This is a genomic window from Gordonia sp. DT218 (assembly GCF_049847105.1).
Classification (GTDB): domain Bacteria; phylum Actinomycetota; class Actinomycetes; order Mycobacteriales; family Mycobacteriaceae; genus Gordonia.
The window spans coordinates 269,203-288,470 of the sequence record NZ_JBNCNS010000001.1; the positions used below are offsets into that span (position 1 = coordinate 269,203).

General features: G+C 66.8%; 20 protein-coding genes and 1 riboswitch. Of the genes, 7 read left to right on the forward strand and 13 right to left on the reverse strand.

Features of this window, described 5'->3' with window-relative positions; translation table 11 throughout:
• Positions 1-27 precede the first annotated feature (27 nt).
• From ACPXCG_RS01245 to ACPXCG_RS01260, 4 genes are all read right to left on the reverse strand, one after another.
• Positions 28-375 (reverse strand): helix-turn-helix domain-containing protein, encoded by a 348-nt coding sequence (locus ACPXCG_RS01245; protein ID WP_425788335.1) that lies wholly within the window; start codon positions 373-375, stop codon positions 28-30.
• A gap of 67 nt (positions 376-442) precedes the next feature.
• The gene (locus ACPXCG_RS01250) at positions 443-1,447 is read right to left on the reverse strand and encodes an ABC transporter substrate-binding protein (protein WP_425788337.1); all 1,005 of its coding nucleotides are present in this window, start codon (positions 1,445-1,447) and stop codon (positions 443-445) included.
• Positions 1,444-2,220 (reverse strand): ABC transporter ATP-binding protein, encoded by a 777-nt coding sequence (locus tag ACPXCG_RS01255; RefSeq protein ID WP_425788339.1) that lies wholly within the window; start codon positions 2,218-2,220, stop codon positions 1,444-1,446. Before ACPXCG_RS01255 ends, ACPXCG_RS01250 begins: the two co-directional genes overlap by 4 nt.
• Positions 2,220-3,257, reverse strand: coding sequence for a FecCD family ABC transporter permease (locus ACPXCG_RS01260; protein WP_425788341.1), 1,038 nt, complete (start codon positions 3,255-3,257; stop codon positions 2,220-2,222). The genes ACPXCG_RS01255 and ACPXCG_RS01260 overlap by 1 nt, the downstream gene beginning before the upstream one ends.
• Before the next feature lie 90 nt (positions 3,258-3,347).
• Positions 3,348-3,561, reverse strand: a riboswitch (cobalamin riboswitch).
• A 46-nt stretch (positions 3,562-3,607) separates the two neighbouring features.
• On the opposite strand from ACPXCG_RS01260, the gene ACPXCG_RS01265 reads away from it, so the two are divergent.
• Complete coding sequence (locus ACPXCG_RS01265; protein WP_425788343.1) at positions 3,608-4,135, forward strand: hypothetical protein; 528 nt, start codon at positions 3,608-3,610, stop codon at positions 4,133-4,135.
• Between the two features lie 119 nt (positions 4,136-4,254).
• Positions 4,255-5,727 (forward strand): PepSY-associated TM helix domain-containing protein, encoded by a 1,473-nt coding sequence (locus ACPXCG_RS01270; protein WP_425788345.1) that lies wholly within the window; start codon positions 4,255-4,257, stop codon positions 5,725-5,727.
• 126 nt (positions 5,728-5,853) lie between these two features.
• Here the strand turns inward: ACPXCG_RS01270 and ACPXCG_RS01275 are convergent, their stop codons facing one another.
• The 3 genes from ACPXCG_RS01275 to ACPXCG_RS01285 all read right to left on the reverse strand — a co-directional run bounded on the left by ACPXCG_RS01275 (position 5,854) and on the right by ACPXCG_RS01285 (position 8,116).
• Positions 5,854-6,924 (reverse strand): 3-deoxy-7-phosphoheptulonate synthase, encoded by a 1,071-nt coding sequence (locus tag ACPXCG_RS01275; protein WP_425788347.1) that lies wholly within the window; start codon positions 6,922-6,924, stop codon positions 5,854-5,856.
• 138 nt (positions 6,925-7,062) lie between these two features.
• Positions 7,063-7,194 carry a hypothetical protein gene (locus tag ACPXCG_RS01280; RefSeq protein ID WP_425788349.1) on the reverse strand — a complete coding sequence of 44 codons (132 nt, stop codon included), beginning with the start codon at positions 7,192-7,194 and terminating at the stop codon, positions 7,063-7,065.
• 475 nt (positions 7,195-7,669) lie between these two features.
• Positions 7,670-8,116 carry an Lrp/AsnC family transcriptional regulator gene (locus ACPXCG_RS01285; protein WP_425788351.1) on the reverse strand — a complete coding sequence of 149 codons (447 nt, stop codon included), beginning with the start codon at positions 8,114-8,116 and terminating at the stop codon, positions 7,670-7,672.
• A 97-nt stretch (positions 8,117-8,213) separates the two neighbouring features.
• On the opposite strand from ACPXCG_RS01285, the gene rocD reads away from it, so the two are divergent.
• Together rocD and ACPXCG_RS01295 are read left to right on the forward strand one after the other, a co-directional pair.
• Positions 8,214-10,319: an ornithine--oxo-acid transaminase gene (gene rocD / locus ACPXCG_RS01290; RefSeq protein WP_425788353.1), complete on the forward strand. Its 2,106-nt coding sequence runs from the start codon at positions 8,214-8,216 to the stop codon at positions 10,317-10,319.
• A complete protein-coding gene (locus ACPXCG_RS01295; protein WP_425788355.1) occupies positions 10,316-10,957 on the forward strand; it encodes a histidine phosphatase family protein in 642 nt (213 codons plus the stop codon). Before rocD ends, ACPXCG_RS01295 begins: the two co-directional genes overlap by 4 nt.
• A 30-nt stretch (positions 10,958-10,987) precedes the next feature.
• Here the strand turns inward: ACPXCG_RS01295 and ACPXCG_RS01300 are convergent, their stop codons facing one another.
• The 6 genes from ACPXCG_RS01300 to mca form a co-directional block, all read right to left on the reverse strand.
• The gene (locus tag ACPXCG_RS01300; RefSeq protein WP_425788357.1) at positions 10,988-12,253 is read right to left on the reverse strand and encodes an RNA polymerase sigma factor; all 1,266 of its coding nucleotides are present in this window, start codon (positions 12,251-12,253) and stop codon (positions 10,988-10,990) included.
• Between the two features lie 6 nt (positions 12,254-12,259).
• Positions 12,260-12,646 carry a YciI family protein gene (locus ACPXCG_RS01305; RefSeq protein WP_425788359.1) on the reverse strand — a complete coding sequence of 129 codons (387 nt, stop codon included), beginning with the start codon at positions 12,644-12,646 and terminating at the stop codon, positions 12,260-12,262.
• Between the two features lie 131 nt (positions 12,647-12,777).
• The gene (locus ACPXCG_RS01310; protein ID WP_425788361.1) at positions 12,778-13,749 is read right to left on the reverse strand and encodes a GDSL-type esterase/lipase family protein; all 972 of its coding nucleotides are present in this window, start codon (positions 13,747-13,749) and stop codon (positions 12,778-12,780) included.
• Positions 13,750-14,018: 269 nt separating this feature from the next.
• On the reverse strand, positions 14,019-16,082 hold the full coding sequence (locus ACPXCG_RS01315) for a thioredoxin domain-containing protein (protein ID WP_425788363.1): 2,064 nt from the start codon (positions 16,080-16,082) through the stop codon (positions 14,019-14,021).
• On the reverse strand, positions 16,057-16,443 hold the full coding sequence (locus tag ACPXCG_RS01320; RefSeq protein ID WP_425788365.1) for a hypothetical protein: 387 nt from the start codon (positions 16,441-16,443) through the stop codon (positions 16,057-16,059). Before ACPXCG_RS01320 ends, ACPXCG_RS01315 begins: the two co-directional genes overlap by 26 nt.
• Positions 16,440-17,336, reverse strand: a complete 897-nt coding sequence (mca, locus tag ACPXCG_RS01325; protein ID WP_425788367.1) for a mycothiol conjugate amidase Mca — start codon at positions 17,334-17,336, stop codon at positions 16,440-16,442. The genes ACPXCG_RS01320 and mca overlap by 4 nt, the downstream gene beginning before the upstream one ends.
• 48 nt (positions 17,337-17,384) lie before the next feature.
• Between mca and ACPXCG_RS01330 the strand changes: the two genes are divergently transcribed.
• The 3 genes from ACPXCG_RS01330 (at position 17,385) to greA (ending at position 19,230) form a co-directional block, all read left to right on the forward strand.
• Positions 17,385-17,855, forward strand: coding sequence for a DUF4307 domain-containing protein (locus ACPXCG_RS01330; protein ID WP_425788369.1), 471 nt, complete (start codon positions 17,385-17,387; stop codon positions 17,853-17,855).
• Positions 17,856-17,893: 38 nt separating this feature from the next.
• Positions 17,894-18,610, forward strand: coding sequence for a queuosine precursor transporter (locus tag ACPXCG_RS01335; protein WP_425790419.1), 717 nt, complete (start codon positions 17,894-17,896; stop codon positions 18,608-18,610).
• A gap of 125 nt (positions 18,611-18,735) precedes the next feature.
• The gene (greA, locus tag ACPXCG_RS01340) at positions 18,736-19,230 is read left to right on the forward strand and encodes a transcription elongation factor GreA (RefSeq protein WP_425788371.1); all 495 of its coding nucleotides are present in this window, start codon (positions 18,736-18,738) and stop codon (positions 19,228-19,230) included.
• The last annotated feature ends 38 nt before the right edge of the window (positions 19,231-19,268 follow it).

Here is a 19,268-nt window from a genome sequence, read left to right on the forward strand (position 1 = left end):
GACCGATCACCCACGACGTCGGGTAGCTCAGGCCGCCAGCGCGATCGGCCGCCGGAGTGTGCGCATCGGTGCCGTCGCGGACGCCGGGACGGACACGGCCCGCAGCACGGGCACCGCGGTCATCCGCGACAACTCGATGGTCACCTCGCGTGTGAGGTCGAGCAGCGACAGTCCGAGAGCGCCGGCGACCGCGGCGAGCAGTTCCGACGATGCGTCCTTTCGGCCCCGTTCGATCTCGGAGAGATACTGGCTCGAGACACCTGCCCGCCGCGCGGTCTCCACCAGGCGTTCGCCGCGGTCGTGGCGATGTCGTCGGATGACGCGTCCGGTGACCTCGCGCCACAGGGGTTCGGCTGTCTGCGGTCCGGCGTCCATGGGCCGATGGTAGGTCGCCACCGAGCGTTGGCACCGCGGGTTCTGCTGTCAGCAGAACCCGCGGTTCTCAGAACCCCGTCGACCGGAGGTAACGGGCGACCGTGGTGATCGCGCTCGGATTGCGCGGGCCTTCCACGAGCGCCGCATACGGCAGCGCGAGAAACCGCTTGTGGCGTACGGCATCGGTCTGCGACATCAGTGGATGGGTCTCCAGCTGCCGGATCTTCGCCGCGACCGTGTTCTGCGGCCCCGCACCGTAGTCCACGATCAGGATGACCTGCGGGTCACGTTGTGCGGCCGCCTCCCATGATGTGGATGTCCACGAATTCGCCAGGTCGCCAAAGATGTTCGTACCACCGGCCACCGAGATGATCTGCTCCGGTGCGGCGTATTTCCCGGAGGTGAACGGGTTGGGATCAGCGCTGTCGAAGAGGAACACCCGTGCCCGGCGGTCGGCAGGCGGCGCTTCCTCGTTGGCCTTCGTCACCTCGGCCCGATAGTCGGTGACCAGGGCATCCGCACGGTCGCGGACGCCGAAGATGTCTCCGATGTTCGCCAGATCGGAATACAACGCGTCGAGGGGCGGCATTATGCCGCGCTCGGTGGTCCCCGGCTGACGGCATGCCTCGGTCAACTGGTACGGCGTCGCGCCCAGACTGCGAATCCATTCCGGCGTCACCCCGGTCGACTCCTTGAACCCGTAATTCCACCCCGCGAAGACGAAGTCGGGATTCGCCGACTGGATGACCTCACGTGTGAATCCGTCCCCCAGGAAAGTGGTCCGTTCGAAATCTGCCCGCCACGGCGAGGATTCGATGTCCCGTTCTTTGCCGGCATATGTGGTGTATCCGGCCATTCGGTCGGACAGGCCGAGCGCGAACATGATCTCGGTGATACCGGTGTCGTTCGTGACCACCCGGTCGGGACGTCCGGGCACGGTCAGCGGTGCACGGCAGTTCTCCACGCTGACCTCTCCGCCTGCCTCCTTCGGCGCGGCGCCCTCCACCTGCGCACCACAGCCCGACAACACCAGCAATGCCGACAGACCCGTGATCACCGATCTCGTTCTCATTCCGCTTCTTTCTCGTCGAAGATGACTTGGGGAACATTCAGGCGTGGATGGTCGAACACATGACTGCCGATGCCGAAGAAGCGGTGAATCGCCGCAGGTGTGAGAACCTCGCGTGGTGTGCCGGCCGCGGCGACCCGACCGGCCGCCAGGACCACGAGCCGGTCGCAGAATTGCGCGGCGATGTTCAGATCGTGCAACGCCGCGACGACTGTGACCTCTCGATCGCGCGCCGCACGCAACACTGCGTACTGATGTCGGACATCGAGGTGGTTCGTCGGTTCGTCGAGAACCAGGACCTCCGGCTCCTGCGCGAATGCGCGGGCGATCAGAACCCGCTGGGCCTCCCCGCCCGACAGAGACGTGAAAGCTCGGTCGACGAGATGGGTGACGCCCGCGTCGTGCATCGCCTGGGCACAGATCTCCCGGTCGCGGCGGGCAGTCGAGGCCGTCAGCGATCGGTGCGGCAGACGACCGGTCGCGACCACCTCCGCTGCCGTGAAGTCGAAGTCGAGCGCGATCCGCTGGGTGAGGGCTGCCACCTGACGAGCGTTGTCCCGCATGCTGATCGACGTGATGTCGCGGTCGCCCACCCGTACACGCCCCCGAGTCGGGTCGAGTGCGCGATACAGGCAACGCAGCATCGTCGACTTGCCGCTGCCGTTGGGGCCGATGATGCCCAGGAAACTGCCCGGCGGCGCGTGGACGGTCACGTCACGAAGGATCGTCGCATGTCCGATCTCGACACCCACTTCGTCGTAGTCGACCCCCCGCATCACCCCGCCTCCGTACCGCGCCGGCGCATCAGGAGCAGGAAGACCGGCACCCCGACCGCGGCCGTGATCGCACCGAGCGGGAGTTCTTGCGGTGGGACGAGCGTTCGGGCAAGCAGATCCGCGGCGACGAGGAACACCGCGCCGATGAGCGGGGTGACCACCACCAACCGGCGATGGTCGGCGCCCACCAGAAGTCGCGCCACATGCGGCACCACCAGCCCGACGAACCCGATCGCCCCACACACCGAGACCATGACGCCGGTCATGAGCGCGGCCACGATGAACAGCAGCATGCGGAATCGTGAGGCGCGCAAGCCGAGTGACGCGGACACCTCGTCGCCCATTGCCAACGCGTTGAGCTGGCGGGCCAATCCTGCGACGACCACGAGGCCGACCAGCACCACCGCCGCCACGAGCCCTGCGGTGTGCCAGCTCGTCGCGGCCAGACTGCCCAACAACCAGAACATCACGCTGCGAGCGGCATCTCCGGCGGGCGCGAGGAAGACCAGCACTGTGGTCAATGCCGAAAACCCGTAACCCAGAGCGGTTCCGGTGAGCACCAGCCGCAGCGGTGTGAGACCGCCGGCCGATCTCGCGATTGCGAAAACGATCACGGTGGCGACCAACGCCCCCACGAACGCAGCGGCCGGGAGCGCGTAGACACCGACTCCGGCGAAGACACCGAACAGCACCACCGCGGTGGCGCCCACTGACGCTCCCGACGAGATACCGAGCACGTACGGGTCGGCCAGCGCGTTGCGGACCATTGCCTGCACCACGAGGCCGACGGTGCTCAGTCCCGCCCCGACCAGGGCACCGGTGAGAACGCGAGGGAGTCGCGAATCGACCACGATCCGGTAGTCGGCGGCATCCCCGGCGGTGACCACGCCGCCGGTCAGGTCGGCCCACACATAGCCGACGGCATCGCGCCACGGGACGTGTGCCGTACCGAAGATGAGCCCGAGCACGGAGATCGTCAGGAGCCCCGACACGCAGAGCACACTCAGCACGCTCACGCGCAACCACTGCCCGGTCATCCCACCTCGTCACTCACCGAGGACACACGACGACGCCGACAGGTCGGCGGCACCGACCATGTCCCACGGAGTCGATGTCGACCGCGGCACGCCGCCGCGGTCACGTCGGCAGGTCTTCGGACTCCCGGACACGGCACAGTTCGTGCCACCTACTGACGGCCGCTTCCCAGGTCATCGCTGACCCAGTGCTCCTGGCCGCTGTCGTTTCCGGTCACCGCTGCGGGGCAGCCCTGGATTCGCACCAGATTCCCTCTTACGCTCGATCCGGACGAACCGGACGAAGACCGACGCAGCACCGAACTTAGCAGCCGACTCGATCGGCCCCGCAGCGCCGTCATACGATGCGGGCCATGCATCCGCAGGCACGCGCCCTCGACAAGGTTCGGGGTTGCGTTGTCGGCGCGTCGTCGGGGGTCACCTCGACCATCGCGCACGCAGCCGCGGGCGGCGGGTTGCCCGACTCCACGGCCCTCACTCTTCTGGTCGCGGTGTGCGCGGGGCTCGGCTGGACCGCCACCGCCGCCTCCCCGCCGCGCGCCGGATGGCCGGGCCTCGTCGGCATGCTCGTCGGCGGACAGCTCGTGGGTCACCTCGCACTCGCCGCCCTTTCTCATCACCACGCCACGCTGCTGACTCCCTCGATGGCGACCTTTCACATCGTCGCCACCGTGGTGGCGGTCGCCCTGGCGATCGGTCTGGAGACCGCGGTGATCGCCGCCCTGTCGGTGGTGATCCGGGCCGTTCTCACGCTCATCTCGGCGCCAGTCGACGTCTCGATGTCCTGGAGCGTGCTGCCCGCGACCGACGACCGCCTGCGGCCCGGCCGCAGGTGTGTCCGCCCGGTGGGTACCCGGGGTCCCCCGATCCCGGCGATGTGACCATTCCTCACCCTCGCTGACCTGCTCGCGTGTCGACCACGCGCGGCGGTCGGCTCTCTGCGTATGCGCACGACCTCATCTGTCGTGCGGCGCATCCAGCTCTCGAAAGGCGGACCTCTGTGTCCCTCACCCAGGAACCACCCCGACAGCCGCTCGACTCCTCGCCACCGACCGACCCGGCCGATCGCCGGCCCGGTGGGCGCCACATCGGCTGGGAACCGTTGGTGCGACGACTCCACTTCTATGCCGGCATCCTGATCGCACCGTTTCTGATCGTCGCGGTCGTCAGCGGAGGCCTCTACGCACTCGCACCCGGTCTCGAGAAGGTCGTCTACCGCGAGCAACTGCACACCGACAGCACGGGTCAGGCCCGCCCCGTGGCCGATCAGATCCGCGCGGCCATGGCCACCCGACCGGATCTCGCTCTCTCCGCCGTGCGTCCGGCAGCCGCGCCAGGTGACACCACGCGCGTGCTGTTCGACGACGAGTCGCTCGGAGAATCGGAGCGGATGGCGGTCTTCGTCGATCCGGTCACCGCGCGCCCGGTCGGCGAGCTGGTGAGCTACGGGAGTGCCGGGGCCTTACCGCTGCGGACCTGGATCAGCCAGTTGCATCGTCACCTCCATCTGGGAGAACCTGGTCGCGTCTACAGCGAACTCGCGGCGTCGTGGCTGTGGGTGATCGCACTGGCGGGTCTCGCGTTGTGGATTGCGCGGTATCGCCGGATGAGGCGTGACCGGAAGGCTCGGCTGATCAGCGTCGACCGTTCAACCGAGGGCCGGGCCCGCACACTGAACTGGCATGGTGCCGTGGGTGTCTGGATCGTCGTGGGGGTGCTGTTCCTGTCGGCGACCGGCCTCACCTGGTCGCGCTTCGCCGGCGACAACATCGGCGAGCTGCGTCAGGCACTGAGCTGGACGACCCCGAGTGTGTCGACCTCCCTTGACGACTCCGCCACGTCCGCCGGTGCACACAGCGGACACGGCGACCACACGGCCGGGCATGACGGCGCCGGGGGTGCTGCCGTCGCCGATGCCGTCGGACAGGTGGACTCGGTTCTGGCAGTTGCCGATCGGATCGGGGTGACCGACGACGTCGAGGTGTCCGTACCGACAGGTCCGGCGACCGCATTCACGGTGGCAGAGACGCGCCGGCCATGGCAGTTCTCGCCGAACTCGGTCTCCATCGACGGAGCGACCGGACATGTCGTCGATGCCTCGTGGTTCGCCGACTGGCCCCTGGCCGCACAACTGACCACGTGGGGCATCGCCCTGCACATGGGTCTGTTGTTCGGTCTCGTCAACCAGATCGCGCTACTGCTGTTGGCGATCGGCCTTCTCGCAGTGATCGTGCGGGGCTATCAGATGTGGTGGCAACGCCGACCCCGGCGAGCGCACCGCTTCCTCGCTGTGGGGCGGCCACCGCTGCGTGGCGCGTGGCGAGGGGTGCCGGTCACGACGATCGCGGCGGTCATCGTGATCGTCGCGGCGGTCGGGTGGTTCATCCCGCTCCTCGGCATCAGTCTTGCTGCGTTCATCCTCGTCGACGGAGCCGTCGGATACGCGAACCAGTTGCGGCGCAAGCGGAGCTGAGCGTTGCGGTGGGACCGGATCGGGCCGGTCCCACCGCGACGTCGCCGACCGGGCACACTTTCGCGCCGAGTGTGCGCATCTGGATGACGCGACACAGCAGGTCCGGAGGCGTCCGGCATAGGCCGGTCAGCTCTGGGCCAGCGTCGCCAGCACGGCGGTGCTGGCCTCCCAGCCCATGCACTTGTCGGTGACCGACTGGCCGTAGGTCAGCGGTCGGGCATCGGGCGACTGCGCACCCGGCTCGAGGAAGCTCTCCAGCATGACGCCACTGATCGGCACCGTTTCATCCGCGCGCCGAAGCGAGCGGATCGCAGCGGCGATCTCGTCGGCGACTGCGGCCTGGCGAACGTGATCCTTGCCGGAGTTTGCGTGCGAACAATCGATCATCACCCGTTGCGGCAGTGAGGCTTTCGCGAGAGAGTTGACGGCAGTCGCAATGGACTCGGCATCGAAGTTCGGCCCGGCGGTGCCACCACGCAGGATCACGTGGCAGTCGTCGTTACCCGCGGTCTCCACCACGGATCCGTGGCCGAAGTCGTCAACTCCGAAGAAGACATGTTGCGCCGCTGCGGCTTTCACGCCGTCGATCGCGACCTGGATGTTGCCGTCGGTGCCGTTCTTGAACCCGATCGGCATGGACAGCCCCGATGCGAGCTGTCGGTGGACCTGCGACTCCGTGGTGCGCGCCCCGATGGCGCCCCAGGCGACGGTGTCTGCGATGTATTGCGGGCTGGTCGGTTCCAGGAACTCACACCCGACGGGCAGTCCGAGGTCGATGATGTCCAGCAGCAGCGAGCGAGCCGTCCGCAGTCCGCGTTCGACGTCGAAGGTGCCGTCCATCCCGGGATCGTTGATGAGTCCCTTCCAACCGACAGTGGTGCGGGGCTTCTCGAAGTAGACGCGCATCACGATCTTCAGCCGATCGGCGTAGTCCTTCGCCAATGGCGCCAGGTGCCGTGCGTAGTCCAGCGCGGCCACCGGGTCGTGCACCGAGCACGGTCCCACCACGACGAGCAGACGGTTGTCACGGCCGGCGAGGATGTCGGCGATCTCGTCGCGATCATTCTGGACGGTGACGGCACGTCGTGCAGTCAGCGGCAGTTCACTGCGAATCGTGTCCGGTGACGGGATGGCACGAAAGGACTTGATCCGACGATCGGAGGTCGTTTCGGCAGTCAAGTCGGGAATGGTGGTCACGTCGTGCCTTTCGGGGTCTGGCCCGGTCGTTGTCGGGTGCCCCTGGTTGCTCATAGATCACCGGAGGCCCTTGAAATGACGAAAGCAGCAACCTTGCGGTCGCTGCTCGGGCTCCGGGTGTTTGCGCGCGCGGCAATGTCAGCGCTTCATCGCGGCCCCACCCGGAGCCTCGATAAAGCGCCAATAGGCGCGCACGGTGGTCATCACGGCGACCAGGCTAGCACGACCCCGCACCGCGACCAATTGCGCCGCCGCATACCGTGCGCTCATGCACCGCGTCGTGCGACCTCGATTCGCACGTTCACAGCACTCGGCATCGCTTTCCTCACCCTCCTCCACGCGGTCGTCCAGCCGTCCCGGCCGATGCCCGTGAGCCGGTACACAATGTGACACAGGGTGATTCGAGGACCGCGGGCCCGACCGAGATCATCGGCTGCGGCCGATCACCAGTCACCTATCCGGATAGCTGGCGGGCCTCATCAGGACCGCGGCCTTCCGATAGGCGGCGGTCGCGGGAGCAAAGGCCGAGAACATCACCACCACACCTCAGCTGCGGTCACAAGGTTTCGCTCCACCGCAGATCGGTGCGCTCCGCCCCGACACCGACCTCGCGACCATCCGATCGGCGGCAACAAGAAATGGTTCGAGGGCTACGTGACGTCGAGCGAGTAACTCGGATTCCATCCGAACCTGGCGGGCAACAAGGCGATCGCCCGCATGATCGCGAACCGACTCCCGCCGACTCTCACGGGTGCCCGCGATCGATCAGCTGACTCAGCACGATGATGGACTCGGAATGGTCGACCGGACCCGCGCCGCGGATCCGTTCCAGCGCCTGCTCCAGATGGCGCACGTCGCGAGCGCGGACCCGAAGAATCGCGTCCGCCTGACCGGTGATGGTTGCCGCGCTGACGACTTCGGGAATCGGTTCCCACGCCGCCTTCAGCGACTCCGGCGAGATGTTGCCTCGGCAGGAGACCTGGACGTAGGCCTCCGTGGTCCACTGCATCGCCTGCGGATCGATGACGGCGGTGAACCCCTTGATCACGCCGTCGCCGAGAAGCCGATCGACGCGTCGCTTCACCGCGGGCGCCGACAGGCCCACCTCGTCACCGACCTGCGCGAAGGTGGCACGGGCACCCCTGGCCAGGCAGGCGAGCACCTTTTCGTCCAGATCATCCAGCTGGCGCAATGTATCTCCGTTTCATGCCACTGCCGCCATCCTTTGTTGCGCTGATACGCAACGGGCGTTGATTGTTTGCGCGACAAAGGGAGCATAGCGTCGATTCATGACGCTGACGAGCCCTGCTCTCGCTCCGGTCGCCCGGGTACCCCGGCTACGGACCTATGCCATGACGCCGCCAGTTCACTTCACGGTCAGCTACGCGATCAATCCGTGGATGGATCCGTCGACACCCGTGGACACCGACCTCGCGATCGCTCAGTGGCTCCGCCTGCGCGAGACCTACGAATCGCTCGGTCATCGCGTCCACATTGTCGATCCGCACCCGGGCCTACCCGACATGGTCTACGCCGCCAACGGCGGTCTCAGCATCGGCGGACACACGATCGCGGCCCGCTTCGCCTTTCCCGAACGCGGACCCGAGGGCGATCTCTACGCGGCTTGGTTCGACGGGAACGGCCTCGGTCCGGTTCATCGGACGGTCGGCATCCAGGAAGGCGAGGGCGACTTCTTGGTCGTCGGGGACCGCATCCTCGCCGGTACCGGCTTTCGGAGCCACCGTGACACCCACGACGAGGTCTCGGCGATCACGGGTCTGCCGGTCGTGACGCTCGAGCTGGTCGATCCGCGGTACTACCACCTCGACACGGCTCTGGGGGTGCTCGACGACGAGAACATCGCGTACTACCCGCCCGCGTTCTCCCCCGCCTCGCGAGCGCGGCTGACCTCATTGTTCCCGAGCGCCATCGTCGCCACCGATGCCGACGCTGCGGTCCTCGGCCTGAACCTCGTCTCCGACGGCCACCGCGTCGTGATGACCGATGCGGCACCACATCTCGCGGAGTCGCTGCGCGCCGCCGGCTACGACACGATCGCGATCGATCTCTCCGAACTACGCAAAGGCGGCGGCGGCATCAAGTGCTGCACCCTGGAATTGAGGGCCACCGACAAGGAGGTCCTGGCGATCCCTCCCCCTGTGTCCCCTCCCCCTGTGTCCCCTCCCCCTGAGCGTCCCTCTGCTGTGCCTCCCCCGGCCGAGCCCCATGTCGCGCACAACTATTCACCGCTGCCGGTCACCGCGGCGACCGCTGAAGGCGCCTGGATCACCGACGTCGACGGACGACGTTTTCTCGACTGTCTCGGCGCGTATTCGGCCGTCAACTTCGGTCACCGCAATCCCCGGATCGTCGCCGCCGCGACGGCCCAACTCGAACGCATCACGTTGACCAGCCGTGCGTTCCGGTCCGACCGGCTCGAGCCCTTCTGCGCCTCGCTCGCAGCACTCTGCGGCAAAGAGATGGTCCTGCCGATGAACACCGGCGCCGAAGCCGTCGAGTCGGCGATCAAGGTGGCGCGCAAATGGGGCTACGACGTCAAGGGCGTACCGGACGGTCAGGCGAAGATCGTGGTCGTCGACGGCAACTTCCACGGCCGCACCATCAGCATCGTGAGCTTCAGCGACGACCCGGACGCACGAAACGGATTCGGGCCGTACACACCGGGGTTCGTGCGGGTGCCCTTTGGCGACGCAGCAGCGATGTCTGCTGCCATCGATGAGTACACGGTGGCCGTCCTCGTCGAACCGATTCAGGGGGAAGCCGGGATCATCGTGCCACCGGACGACTACCTGCCGCGCGTGCGCGCGCTCTGCACCCAGCACGATGTCCTGATGATCGCCGACGAGATCCAGTCCGGGCTCGGCCGGACCGGAAAGACCCTCGCCGTACAGCACTGGGGCGTCGAGGCGGACCTCTACACCCTGGGGAAGGCTCTCGGCGGAGGCATCCTGCCGGTGTCCGCCGTGGTGGCCGACCGGGACGTCCTCGGCGTCCTGCACCCCGGCGAGCACGGCTCCACGTTCGGCGGCAACCCGCTCGCCGCGGCCGTCGGTCACACAGTCGTCGACATGCTCGCCGAGGGCACCTGGCAGGCACGCGCTGCCGACCTCGGCAACCACATGCACGCCCGGCTGCACGACCTGATCGGGCACGGCGTGGTCGCAGTACGCGGCCTCGGCCTGTGGGCCGGGATCGACGTCGAACCGTCGCTCGGCACCGGCAAGGACATCTGTCTTCGGTTGGCCGAGCGCGGGGTGCTCGCGAAAGACACCCACGGCGCGACACTTCGACTCGCGCCGCCGTTGGTGATCACCGAGGCGGAGATCGAGTGGGCGGTCGATCAGCTGGCGAAGGTCGTAAGCTCGGCAGGGTGACCGACGACCCAGGTGCTGCCGACATCCCGACGAACCGACGAGTGCTCCTCATCCGGCATGGGCAGACCGAATGGTCGCTGACCGACCGGCACACCGGGCGCACCGACATCGATCTCACCGCACGTGGTGAGGAGGACGCTCGCGCACTGGCCGGCATCGCCGACCGCCTCGGCCTCGTCACCCCGTATGTCTTCGCCTCACCTCGACGCCGCGCTCAACGGACCGCGGAACTCGGCGGGCTTGCTGTCGACAAGGTCGATGATCGCTTCGCCGAATGGGATTACGGGGACTACGAGGGTCTCACCCGCGCACAGATCCACGCCGACGGTGATCCCGACTGGACGATCTGGACACGCGGCGGGCCAGACGGCGAATCCGTCGACGACATGACCCGCCGGGTCGATGGCGCGGTCGAGCTCGTCGAGCAACGCCTGACGGAGTCCGACGCGATCATCGTGTCCCACGGGCACTTCTCGCGATCGTTCGTCTGCCGATTCTTGGGCTGGCCGATCGGCCAGGGCGCCGAGATCGATCTCCGACCCGCGGGCGCGGCGCTGCTCATGCAGCTGGGCCGGGATCGACGACTCTGCGCGCTGGTCGGTCCGGAAGGTGCCGCGGCCACCCACCTCGCGCTCTGAACACTCGTCGGTAGCGATCTGATACCCCACTCACTCGCCCGACCGCCCTCCCGTCACCACGCACTTTTCGATGCGACTCCGCAGGTGACGCTGCTCCACCGGGTTGTCCGCCAACGTGAGCGCGCGGCGGAACGCCGCACCGGCCGCCTCCCGATCACCGGCCCGATAGAGGAGCTCGCCCCGCGCGGCATGCCACAGGTGATAGTCGGTGAGTCCGTCGATCGCATCGACTTCGGCCAGTCCCCTTTCCGGGCCGTCGACCATCGACACCGCTATCGCCCGATTGAGGGCAACCACCGGACCGGGACCGATCCGCTCCAGGATGCGGTAGAGGTCGACGATGGCCTCCCAGTCGGTGTCGGCCGCTGTCTGGGCTCCGGCGTGCAACGCGGCGATGATCGCCTGGATGCGATAGACGCCGACACCAGGACGTGCCACCGCCGCCTGCAACACGGTGCGCGCACGGTCGATCATCGTTGAATCCCAGTGACTTCGGTCCTGCTCTGACAGCACGACGAGGTCTCCGGCGACGTCCAGCCGCGCTCCGAATCGAGCCCGATGGAACAGCTCGAGCGCTAGGAGGCCATGCGCCTCACCGTTTTCCGGGATGAGCTGGATCAACTGACCGGACAACCGGATCGCTTCGTCCGCGAGGTCGAGCCGGACGAGTGACGACGTTGCGCCCCTCGACAGATACCCCTCGTTGAAGATCAGGTAGAGCACCCCCAGCAACACACCGACGCGGCCATCGATGTCGGCCGGGATGGTGAGCGGGATCCGGGCGTCACGGATCTTACGCTTTGCACGGACGATCCGTTGTGCGAGAGTACGTTCCGGCACGAGGAAGGCGGCTGCGATCTCGGCGGTGGTGAGACCGCCCACGAGACGTAGCGTCAACGCGACCTGCGCATCGCGATCCAGTGCCGGGTGACAGCACAGCAACAGCAGCCGGAGACGCTCGTCGCCGAGCTCGCGGCCATCGATGATCAGTTCCGGACCGGTGGACGGCTCGCTCTCCGTCAGCAGCTCGGGTGCGGCCGCAGTGAGCCGACGACGGCGCGACGCGCGCAGACGTAGTTGGTCGACGATCCGATTGCGGGAGACGGTGTACAGCCAGGCGGGCGGATTGTCGGGGATACCGCGGGTGGGCCAGGTCTCGGCGGCTTGTAGCAGCGCATCCTGGACGCAGTCGTCGGCGAGGTCGACGTCGTCGAAGCGGGCAGCGAGGAGAGCGAGCACACGCCCGCTCTCCTCACGCGCCAGACGCGCAATGGCCGCTCCTACGGTGTCGGCCACAGACAGTCAGGCCTCGACCGGCGTCGGGGTGCCGTCGTCGGCCGCGAAGAGCTGCACGGGCCGAACCTCGACCACTCCGAACGGCAGCGGAATCCGACCCGCCCACTCGAGCGCGACATCGAGGTCCGGTGCGTCGATCCGGTAGTACCCGCCGAGCTGTTCCTTGGCCTCGACGTACGGGCCGTCGGTGATGGTGGGGCTCTGCCCGAGGGTCAGTCGCATGGTGGTGGCCGATGCACTCGATGTGAGGCTGGCGCCCTCGACCAGCAGGCCTGCCGCGGCGAGGGCTTTTCCATAGCCGGCCCACGCCGCGCGCATCTCCTCGGAGCCCTCCTGGCCTTCCTCGGGCATGGGCACGGATTCGTCAATGGTGATCGCCAACAGGTATTGCATGTCAGGTCCTCTCTCGGATGCCGAATGGCAGGTGATGCCGGCCCACTGCCGCCATCTGCCCCTATGACGAAGCAATCATCACGGATCGACAGCCCACCCGAGGAATTTTCTCGAGAACGTTGCGGTCGGGATCACCCGCGCAGGCTCTCACGTTCGCGGATGACCTGTTCCAGCACCACAGCGGTGGCACGTTGCCCGGCCTGCGTCGGGTGATATCCACCCAGGATCCAGTTCCGGAACTTCGCGTTGTCCGGTCCGTACTGGGGGGCCGCCACCCGCGGTCCCCACTCCCAAGGATCGGCACTGCACAGGTCGTGGCGTTGATTCCACGGCGATCCCGGACGAGCCAGGTCGACGAATGTCTCGCCGGCACGACGGGCGTTGTCCCGCGAGATCTCGTTGATCTTGCCGATGAAGTCGTTGAGCATCCCGACCTCGGGATCGGACATGAACCACCCGCAGCGACTGCGTTGGTCTTGGCCCACGCGCGGAACCACCTGCGGTGCACCCAGGACGTAGACATGTGCGGTAGGAGCGTGGGCCCGGGCCTCTCGGATGATGCGTCGCTCGTGGAATCGCTGGTCGTCGTCGAGAACCCGCAGCGATCGCTCGACGGTCCGCCGATCGCACTCCCGTAGCTGCACACACTCGACCACCTTGATGAACTCCGGATTGCCGATCACCTGCATGACGACAACGTCGGCGTCACGGGGAAGGTGCTCGATCTGGCGCCCCTCGTCGAACTGAGCGTCCTGATCGATGTGTCGCGGTTGGGAATTCGCACAGGTCATGTTGGTGAACCGGGCGCCGAGTCGCTTCGCGACGATCTCCACTGCAGCATGTCTGCTACGAAAACAATAGTTCTGCGGCCCGGTCGTCCCGGCGCGATACGAGGTCATGTCGGCGGGGATCGTGTGGTAGTTGTCGGCGCCCTGACCCGAGATATACGAGTTGCCCATGGCGAACATGCGCAGCGGCGCCGCCGCATGCACGGTCGGCACGACGACGCTCAGTCCGGCCAGGGCGAACACGACGATGACGGCGATCCGAACCACTCGGATCGCGGTCCACGACACGACCGAACGCCGTGGTAGAGGCGGCATTGCAGTGACGATACTGATCGCCCCACGTCACGGGCAATGGTCCGCCCGGACGACACGCCCACTCATCGATCAGGCGCACCATTTCGACGACCGTGCGCAATTTCGCGCCGACCGTGCGCAGTTTCGCGCCGATCGTGCGCACTCTCCGACCGATTCTCACCGACGATCCATCGCAGTGCCCGCTCGCGTGAGTTCTGCGCCCGCTCGCGTGAGTTCTGCGCCCGCTCGACGAAGGGGCGCGGCGTAATTCGGGGTGTTGCCAGGCGGCGTCAGCCGGCCGCCGCCAATGCCTCCTCGAGTGCCCGGCCATCTGTGACCGGTAATCCACACACCGTGCCACGACACACGTACGCGGCATCCGCACCGTCCACCGTACCGCGCCCGTCCAGCAGCGGGATCGAATCACGTTCCCCGGCAACGACGATCGTGCCGCCGGGGGCAACCAGGCGCGCGTGTGCGGCGAGCTCGCCCATGCTGTCCGGACCCTGGGCGACCGCGATCTGCAGCGGACCGGACACACGGGTCTGTGCCACCGCGAGCCAGTGTCCGGCCGATCGGGGCACCTTGGCCAGGAGCACCACTGCGCGCGCCAGCGTCTGATCGAGAAGCTCCGCATATCGCGTCGCCGGACCGAATCGCGCGAGTGCCGACGCGGCCAGTAACGCCTCGGCCATCAGCGACGCACCGGCGGGTGTGGCCCCGTCGACGGGATCACGCGGCCGGGTGATCAGCCCGTGGCCGACGGCGTCGAACCAGGTGCCGGGTTGTTCGGGATCGGCGAACAGCTCGATCGCCGTATCGAGAACGGCCAACCCTTCTTCCCGCCACGATGTGTCACCGGTGACCTGATGGAGACCGAGCAGGGCGGTGACGAGTGCGGCATGATCGTCGAGCGCCGCGGCCGGCTGCCCGACGACCCCACCGAGCGACGAACGCCGCACCTGCCCGTCGACGACATGCCCGTCCAGCAGCGCCCGCGCACACCAGACTCCCAGGTCGATCCAGTCCGGGCGTCCCAGACCGGCACCGGCCTCGACCAGAGCGGTGACCGCCATCGCGTTCCATCCGGTCACCACCTTGTCATCGCGCGCCGGTTGCACCCGCCCGCCACGCGACACCAGCAGGCGACCTCGGATCTGCGCGAACCGGACCGGGTCGTCGGGGTCGTGAGGCAATTGCAACGTGGACCGACCGTGTTCGAAGGTGCCCTCCACCGTCACCCCGAGAACGTCTGCCGCCCAACGTCCATCGCTCTCGCCGAGTGCCTCCGTCAGCTCCGCGGGTGACCACACGTAGGTCGACCCCTCCACACCGTCGGCATCGGCGTCGAGCGACGATGCAAACCCGTCCGACACACGCAGATCCCGGTCGAGGAACTCGATGGTCTCCTCGACGATCCGCGTCGCCAGCGGATCACCGGTGCGTCGCGCCAGATGTGCATAGGCTCGGAGTAGCTGTGCGTTGTCGTAGAGCATCTTCTCGAAATGCGGTACCACCCAGTCGCTGTCGACCGAATAGCGTGCGAATCCGCCGGCCAGCTGGTCGTAGATGCCGCCGCGCGCCATCGCGGAGGCGGTCCGGATCACCGCGTCGAGCGGCCGTCGGTCGGCAGTCCGCTCGCTTGCGCGGATCAGCCCCGCCAGTAAGGCCGACGGCGGGAACTTCGGCGCGCCACCGAATCCACCGGATCGGATGTCCTCGTCGTCGAGAATCGCGGTGACCGCATGGGTCAGCAACCGGTCGTCCACGCCGACGTCGGCGACCGGCAACGCCGCGGTGTTGGCCTCGAGGTGTTCACGGACCCGGCGCCCCATGGCGTCGATCTCATCGCGTCGCTGTGTCCAGGCCTCGGTGACCGCACCCATGATCTGGATGAAGGACGGCATACCGCCACGCGGTGACGAAGGGAAGTAAGTGCCGCAATAGAACGGGTCGCCCGATGGGGTGAGGAAGCACGTCATCGGCCAGCCGCCTTGCCCGGTCATCGCCACCGTCGCGTTCATGTAGATCGCGTCGATGTCGGGCCGCTCTTCCCGGTCCACCTTGATGCACACGAAATCCCGATTCATCACTGCGGCAGTCGAGTCGTCCTCGAAGGACTCGTGCGCCATGACGTGGCACCAATGGCAGGCCGCGTAGCCGACCGAGAGCAGGATCGGGACCTCTCGGCGGACTGCCTCGGCCAAGGCGTCGGTCCCCCACTCGTGCCAGTGCACCGGGTTGGCAGCGTGCTGACGGAGATACGGGCTCGTGGATTGATCCAGGGCGTTGCGCTGCAGATCCCTGTCACGACCCGTTTCGGTCGGTTCAGGTTTCGGCGGACTTCCGTTCATCGGCCTGCACCTTGCCTGTGGTGTCGGGGTCTGGGGTCTGCGGGCCTGGGGTCTCCGGGTCTGGGGTCTGCGGGCCTGGGGTCTGCGGGTCTGGGGTCTCGGGATCGCCCTCTCCGTCGACGACCGAATCGGTTCCGTCGTCGAATGCCTGATCCGGTTCCGGATGCTCGGCGTCGAAGGTCTTCGGCAGCTTCTTCAGCTGTGAGTTCATCGACCGGATCAGCAGCGCGGTGGCCACGAGCAGGACGATGATGATCAGCAGAGCGAGCGGTGAGGCCTTGCCGAACTCGGGGCCTTCGGGCTGCTGATCCGCCAGGACCTGATAGCCGGCCGCTACGTGCATCGGGTTCAGCGGGCTCATGGTTCCTCGATTCCCGCGAACAGATCGGTCTCCGGGATCGATGTCTTCACTCGTGTCTGCGCGAGTTCGAACTCCTCGGTCGGCCACAGTCGCTGCTGCCATTCGAGCGGCACTGCGAAAAACACCCCGTTGGGATCGATCTGGGTCGCGTGTGATCGCAACGCATCATCGCGCTGCGGGAAGTACTTGCCGCACTCGACCTGGGTGGTCACCCGACCCATCAGGTCTCCACGACCGGGCTCCCACTTGCTGAGCCACTCGGTGAACGGACTCTCCTGCCCATTCCGCTCGAACTCGTCGGAGAACAGCACCATCCGATCGCGGATGAAGCCGTGGGTGTAATAGATCTTCGACACGGTCCACGGTTCGCCGGTGCCGGGATATGCGTCCGGATCGCCGGCCCGCTCAAATGCCGCGACCGACACCTCATGATCCCGGATGTGGTCCGGATGCGGGTAACCGCCGCGCTCGTCGTAGGTGATCATCACGTGCGGCCGGAACTCCCGAACCACGCGGACGAGTGCTTCGACGGCGTCTTCGATGGGGATGTCGGCAAACGAACCCTCGGGCACGGGAGGGAGCGGATCGCCCTCCGGCAATCCGGAGTCGACAAAGCCGAGCCACATCTGCTCGACGCCGAGCGCCGCGGCCGCGTTCGCCATCTCTTCCTTGCGGACCTCACTCATCCGCTCCTTCACCCCCGGACGGTCCATCGCCGGGTTCAGGATGTCGCCACGCTCACCACCGGTGAGCGTGACCACGAGCACGTCATGGCCCTCGGCCGCATACTTCGCGGTCGTCGCGGCGCCCTTGCTGGACTCGTCATCCGGGTGAGCATGCACCGCCATCAGACGGAGACCTGCATGCGGTCCACCTGTGTGAGATTCGGTCACGCTTCCTCACCTTCGGATAGGTACTGCTCCCATGGTAGGTATTGACGCGTGAACAGTTCAGACGGGGGCACCGACGCCGGTGAGGATGCACCGCGCAGCGGGCCTCGGGCGACGTACCCGTCTGCGCAGTCGTCGACCAGTCGGCGACGCTGGTTCATCGGACTGTCTGCCCTGGTGGTGGTTGTCGGCCTCGCGCTCGCGGCGTTCGGCTACTCGAAGTTCGCCAATCCGGTGGTGTCCGGTGAAGCGGCCGGCTATCAGATCGTGAACCCCGCCACGGTTGCGGTGCAGATCACCGTGACGCGGCGGGACCCGGGACAACCCGCGGCGTGTGTGGTGCGCGGACGCTCCGCCGACGGCGATGAGACGGGCCGTCGGGAGATCCTCATCCCGGCGGGCACACAGACCCAGGTCGGCGTGCACACCGAGGTCAGCACGTCCAAGCCTCCCGTGATCGGCGAGGTGTTCGGCTGCACCACAGATGTGCCCGCCTACCTGACCGCACCGTCCGAACCGTGACCACCACAAGGCGCGATCGCCGCGCGGTCTTCGCGACCGTGTCGACTCCCTACTACGCGTACCTGATGGCGTTGTTCGTCGGCGTGATGCTCATCAGCAACATCACCGGCACCAAGGGTGTCGTCCTGTTCGACGACTGGTTGAACGTCTCGCTCGGTCCCATCCAGATGAACGGCCTGGTCACCGACGGCGCGTTCTACCTGTTCCCGCTTGCCTACGTGCTGGGCGACGTGATCAGCGAGGTTTACGGATTCCGTGCGATGCGACGTGCGATCCTCGCCGGATTCGCGGTGTTGCTGATCGCGTCGATCTGCTTCTGGCTGACGATCGAGTTACCGGCGGCGGACTTCTACGACGGGCAAGAGGCGTTCCGGACGGTCGCCGGTGTGGTTCCCCAGTTCCTGCTGGCCGGACTGGCCGGCTACCTCGCAGGCGAATTCCTGAACTCGTTCGTCCTCGTCAAGATGAAGGAACGCGCCGGTGAACGTCACCTGTGGGCGCGCCTCATCGGCTCGACGGTGGTCGGCGAGTTCGCCGACACCCTCGTTTTCTGCTCGATCGCAGCAACAGCCCTGGGCATCTCCACCTGGGGTGACTTCATCAACTACACGGTCGTCGGATTTGTCTGGAAAACGTTGGTGGAGATAGTGATCATGCCGGTGACCTACCTGGTCGTCGGATGGCTCAAGAGGGCCGAACCCAGCTACGCCGAAGCGCTCCGACAGGCCCCGTCGGACGACTCTGATGTGCTTTAGCTCTCAGTGACTGGTATCCTCAATTGATACACGGCTCCGCGAGGGGTCGTGTTGCTGCATTTTGAGCAGTCCATATGCCCAGTTGAAGAATCCGCCTGGGCGCGGACAACACAAAGGAGTGACCGATGACCGACACACAGGTGACGTGGCTGACCCAGGAGTCGCATGACCGCCTCAAAGGCGAACTGGATTCACTGATCGCCAACCGACCGGTCATTGCTGCGGAGATCAACGAGCGTCGCGAAGAGGGCGACCTCAAGGAGAACGGCGGCTACCACGCGGCCCGCGAAGAGCAGGGTCAGCAGGAAGCGCGTATCCGCCAGCTCCAGGAGTTGCTGAACACCGCGAAGGTGGGCGAAGCACCCACACAGTCGGGTGTCGCCCTGCCGGGTTCGGTGGTCAAGGTCTATTACGACGGCGACGAGAGCGACACCGAGACCTTCCTGATCGCCACCCGCGAGGAGAGTGCCGGGGACGGGTCGATCGAGACCTACTCCCCGAGTTCGCCGCTCGGCGCGGCACTGATCGATGCCAAGGTCGGCGAGACCCGTGAATACTCCGTGCCCAGCGGCGCGGTGATCAAGGTCACCCTCGTCAGCGCCGAGCCGTACCACAGCTGAGCCTCGTCGTTCGGACACTGATGTAGCGGTCGCTCTCG

Excerpts from the sequence above, each read along its gene's own strand:
- ACPXCG_RS01245 (WP_425788335.1), bottom strand. The coding sequence starts at position 375 with ATGGACGCCGGACCGCAGACAGCCGAACCCCTGTGGCGCGAGGTCACC.
- ACPXCG_RS01250 (WP_425788337.1), bottom strand. The coding sequence starts at position 1,447 with ATGAGAACGAGATCGGTGATCACGGGTCTGTCGGCATTGCTGGTGTTG.
- ACPXCG_RS01255 (WP_425788339.1), bottom strand. The coding sequence starts at position 2,220 with ATGCGGGGGGTCGACTACGACGAAGTGGGTGTCGAGATCGGACATGCG.
- ACPXCG_RS01260 (WP_425788341.1), bottom strand. The coding sequence starts at position 3,257 with ATGACCGGGCAGTGGTTGCGCGTGAGCGTGCTGAGTGTGCTCTGCGTG.
- ACPXCG_RS01265 (WP_425788343.1), top strand. The coding sequence starts at position 3,608 with ATGCATCCGCAGGCACGCGCCCTCGACAAGGTTCGGGGTTGCGTTGTC.
- ACPXCG_RS01280 (WP_425788349.1), bottom strand. The coding sequence starts at position 7,194 with ATGAGCGCACGGTATGCGGCGGCGCAATTGGTCGCGGTGCGGGGTCGT.
- rocD (WP_425788353.1), top strand. The coding sequence starts at position 8,214 with ATGACGCTGACGAGCCCTGCTCTCGCTCCGGTCGCCCGGGTACCCCGG.
- ACPXCG_RS01305 (WP_425788359.1), bottom strand. The coding sequence starts at position 12,646 with ATGCAATACCTGTTGGCGATCACCATTGACGAATCCGTGCCCATGCCC.
- ACPXCG_RS01310 (WP_425788361.1), bottom strand. The coding sequence starts at position 13,749 with ATGCCGCCTCTACCACGGCGTTCGGTCGTGTCGTGGACCGCGATCCGA.
- ACPXCG_RS01315 (WP_425788363.1), bottom strand. The coding sequence starts at position 16,082 with ATGAACGGAAGTCCGCCGAAACCTGAACCGACCGAAACGGGTCGTGAC.
- ACPXCG_RS01320 (WP_425788365.1), bottom strand. The coding sequence starts at position 16,443 with ATGAGCCCGCTGAACCCGATGCACGTAGCGGCCGGCTATCAGGTCCTG.
- greA (WP_425788371.1), top strand. The coding sequence starts at position 18,736 with ATGACCGACACACAGGTGACGTGGCTGACCCAGGAGTCGCATGACCGC.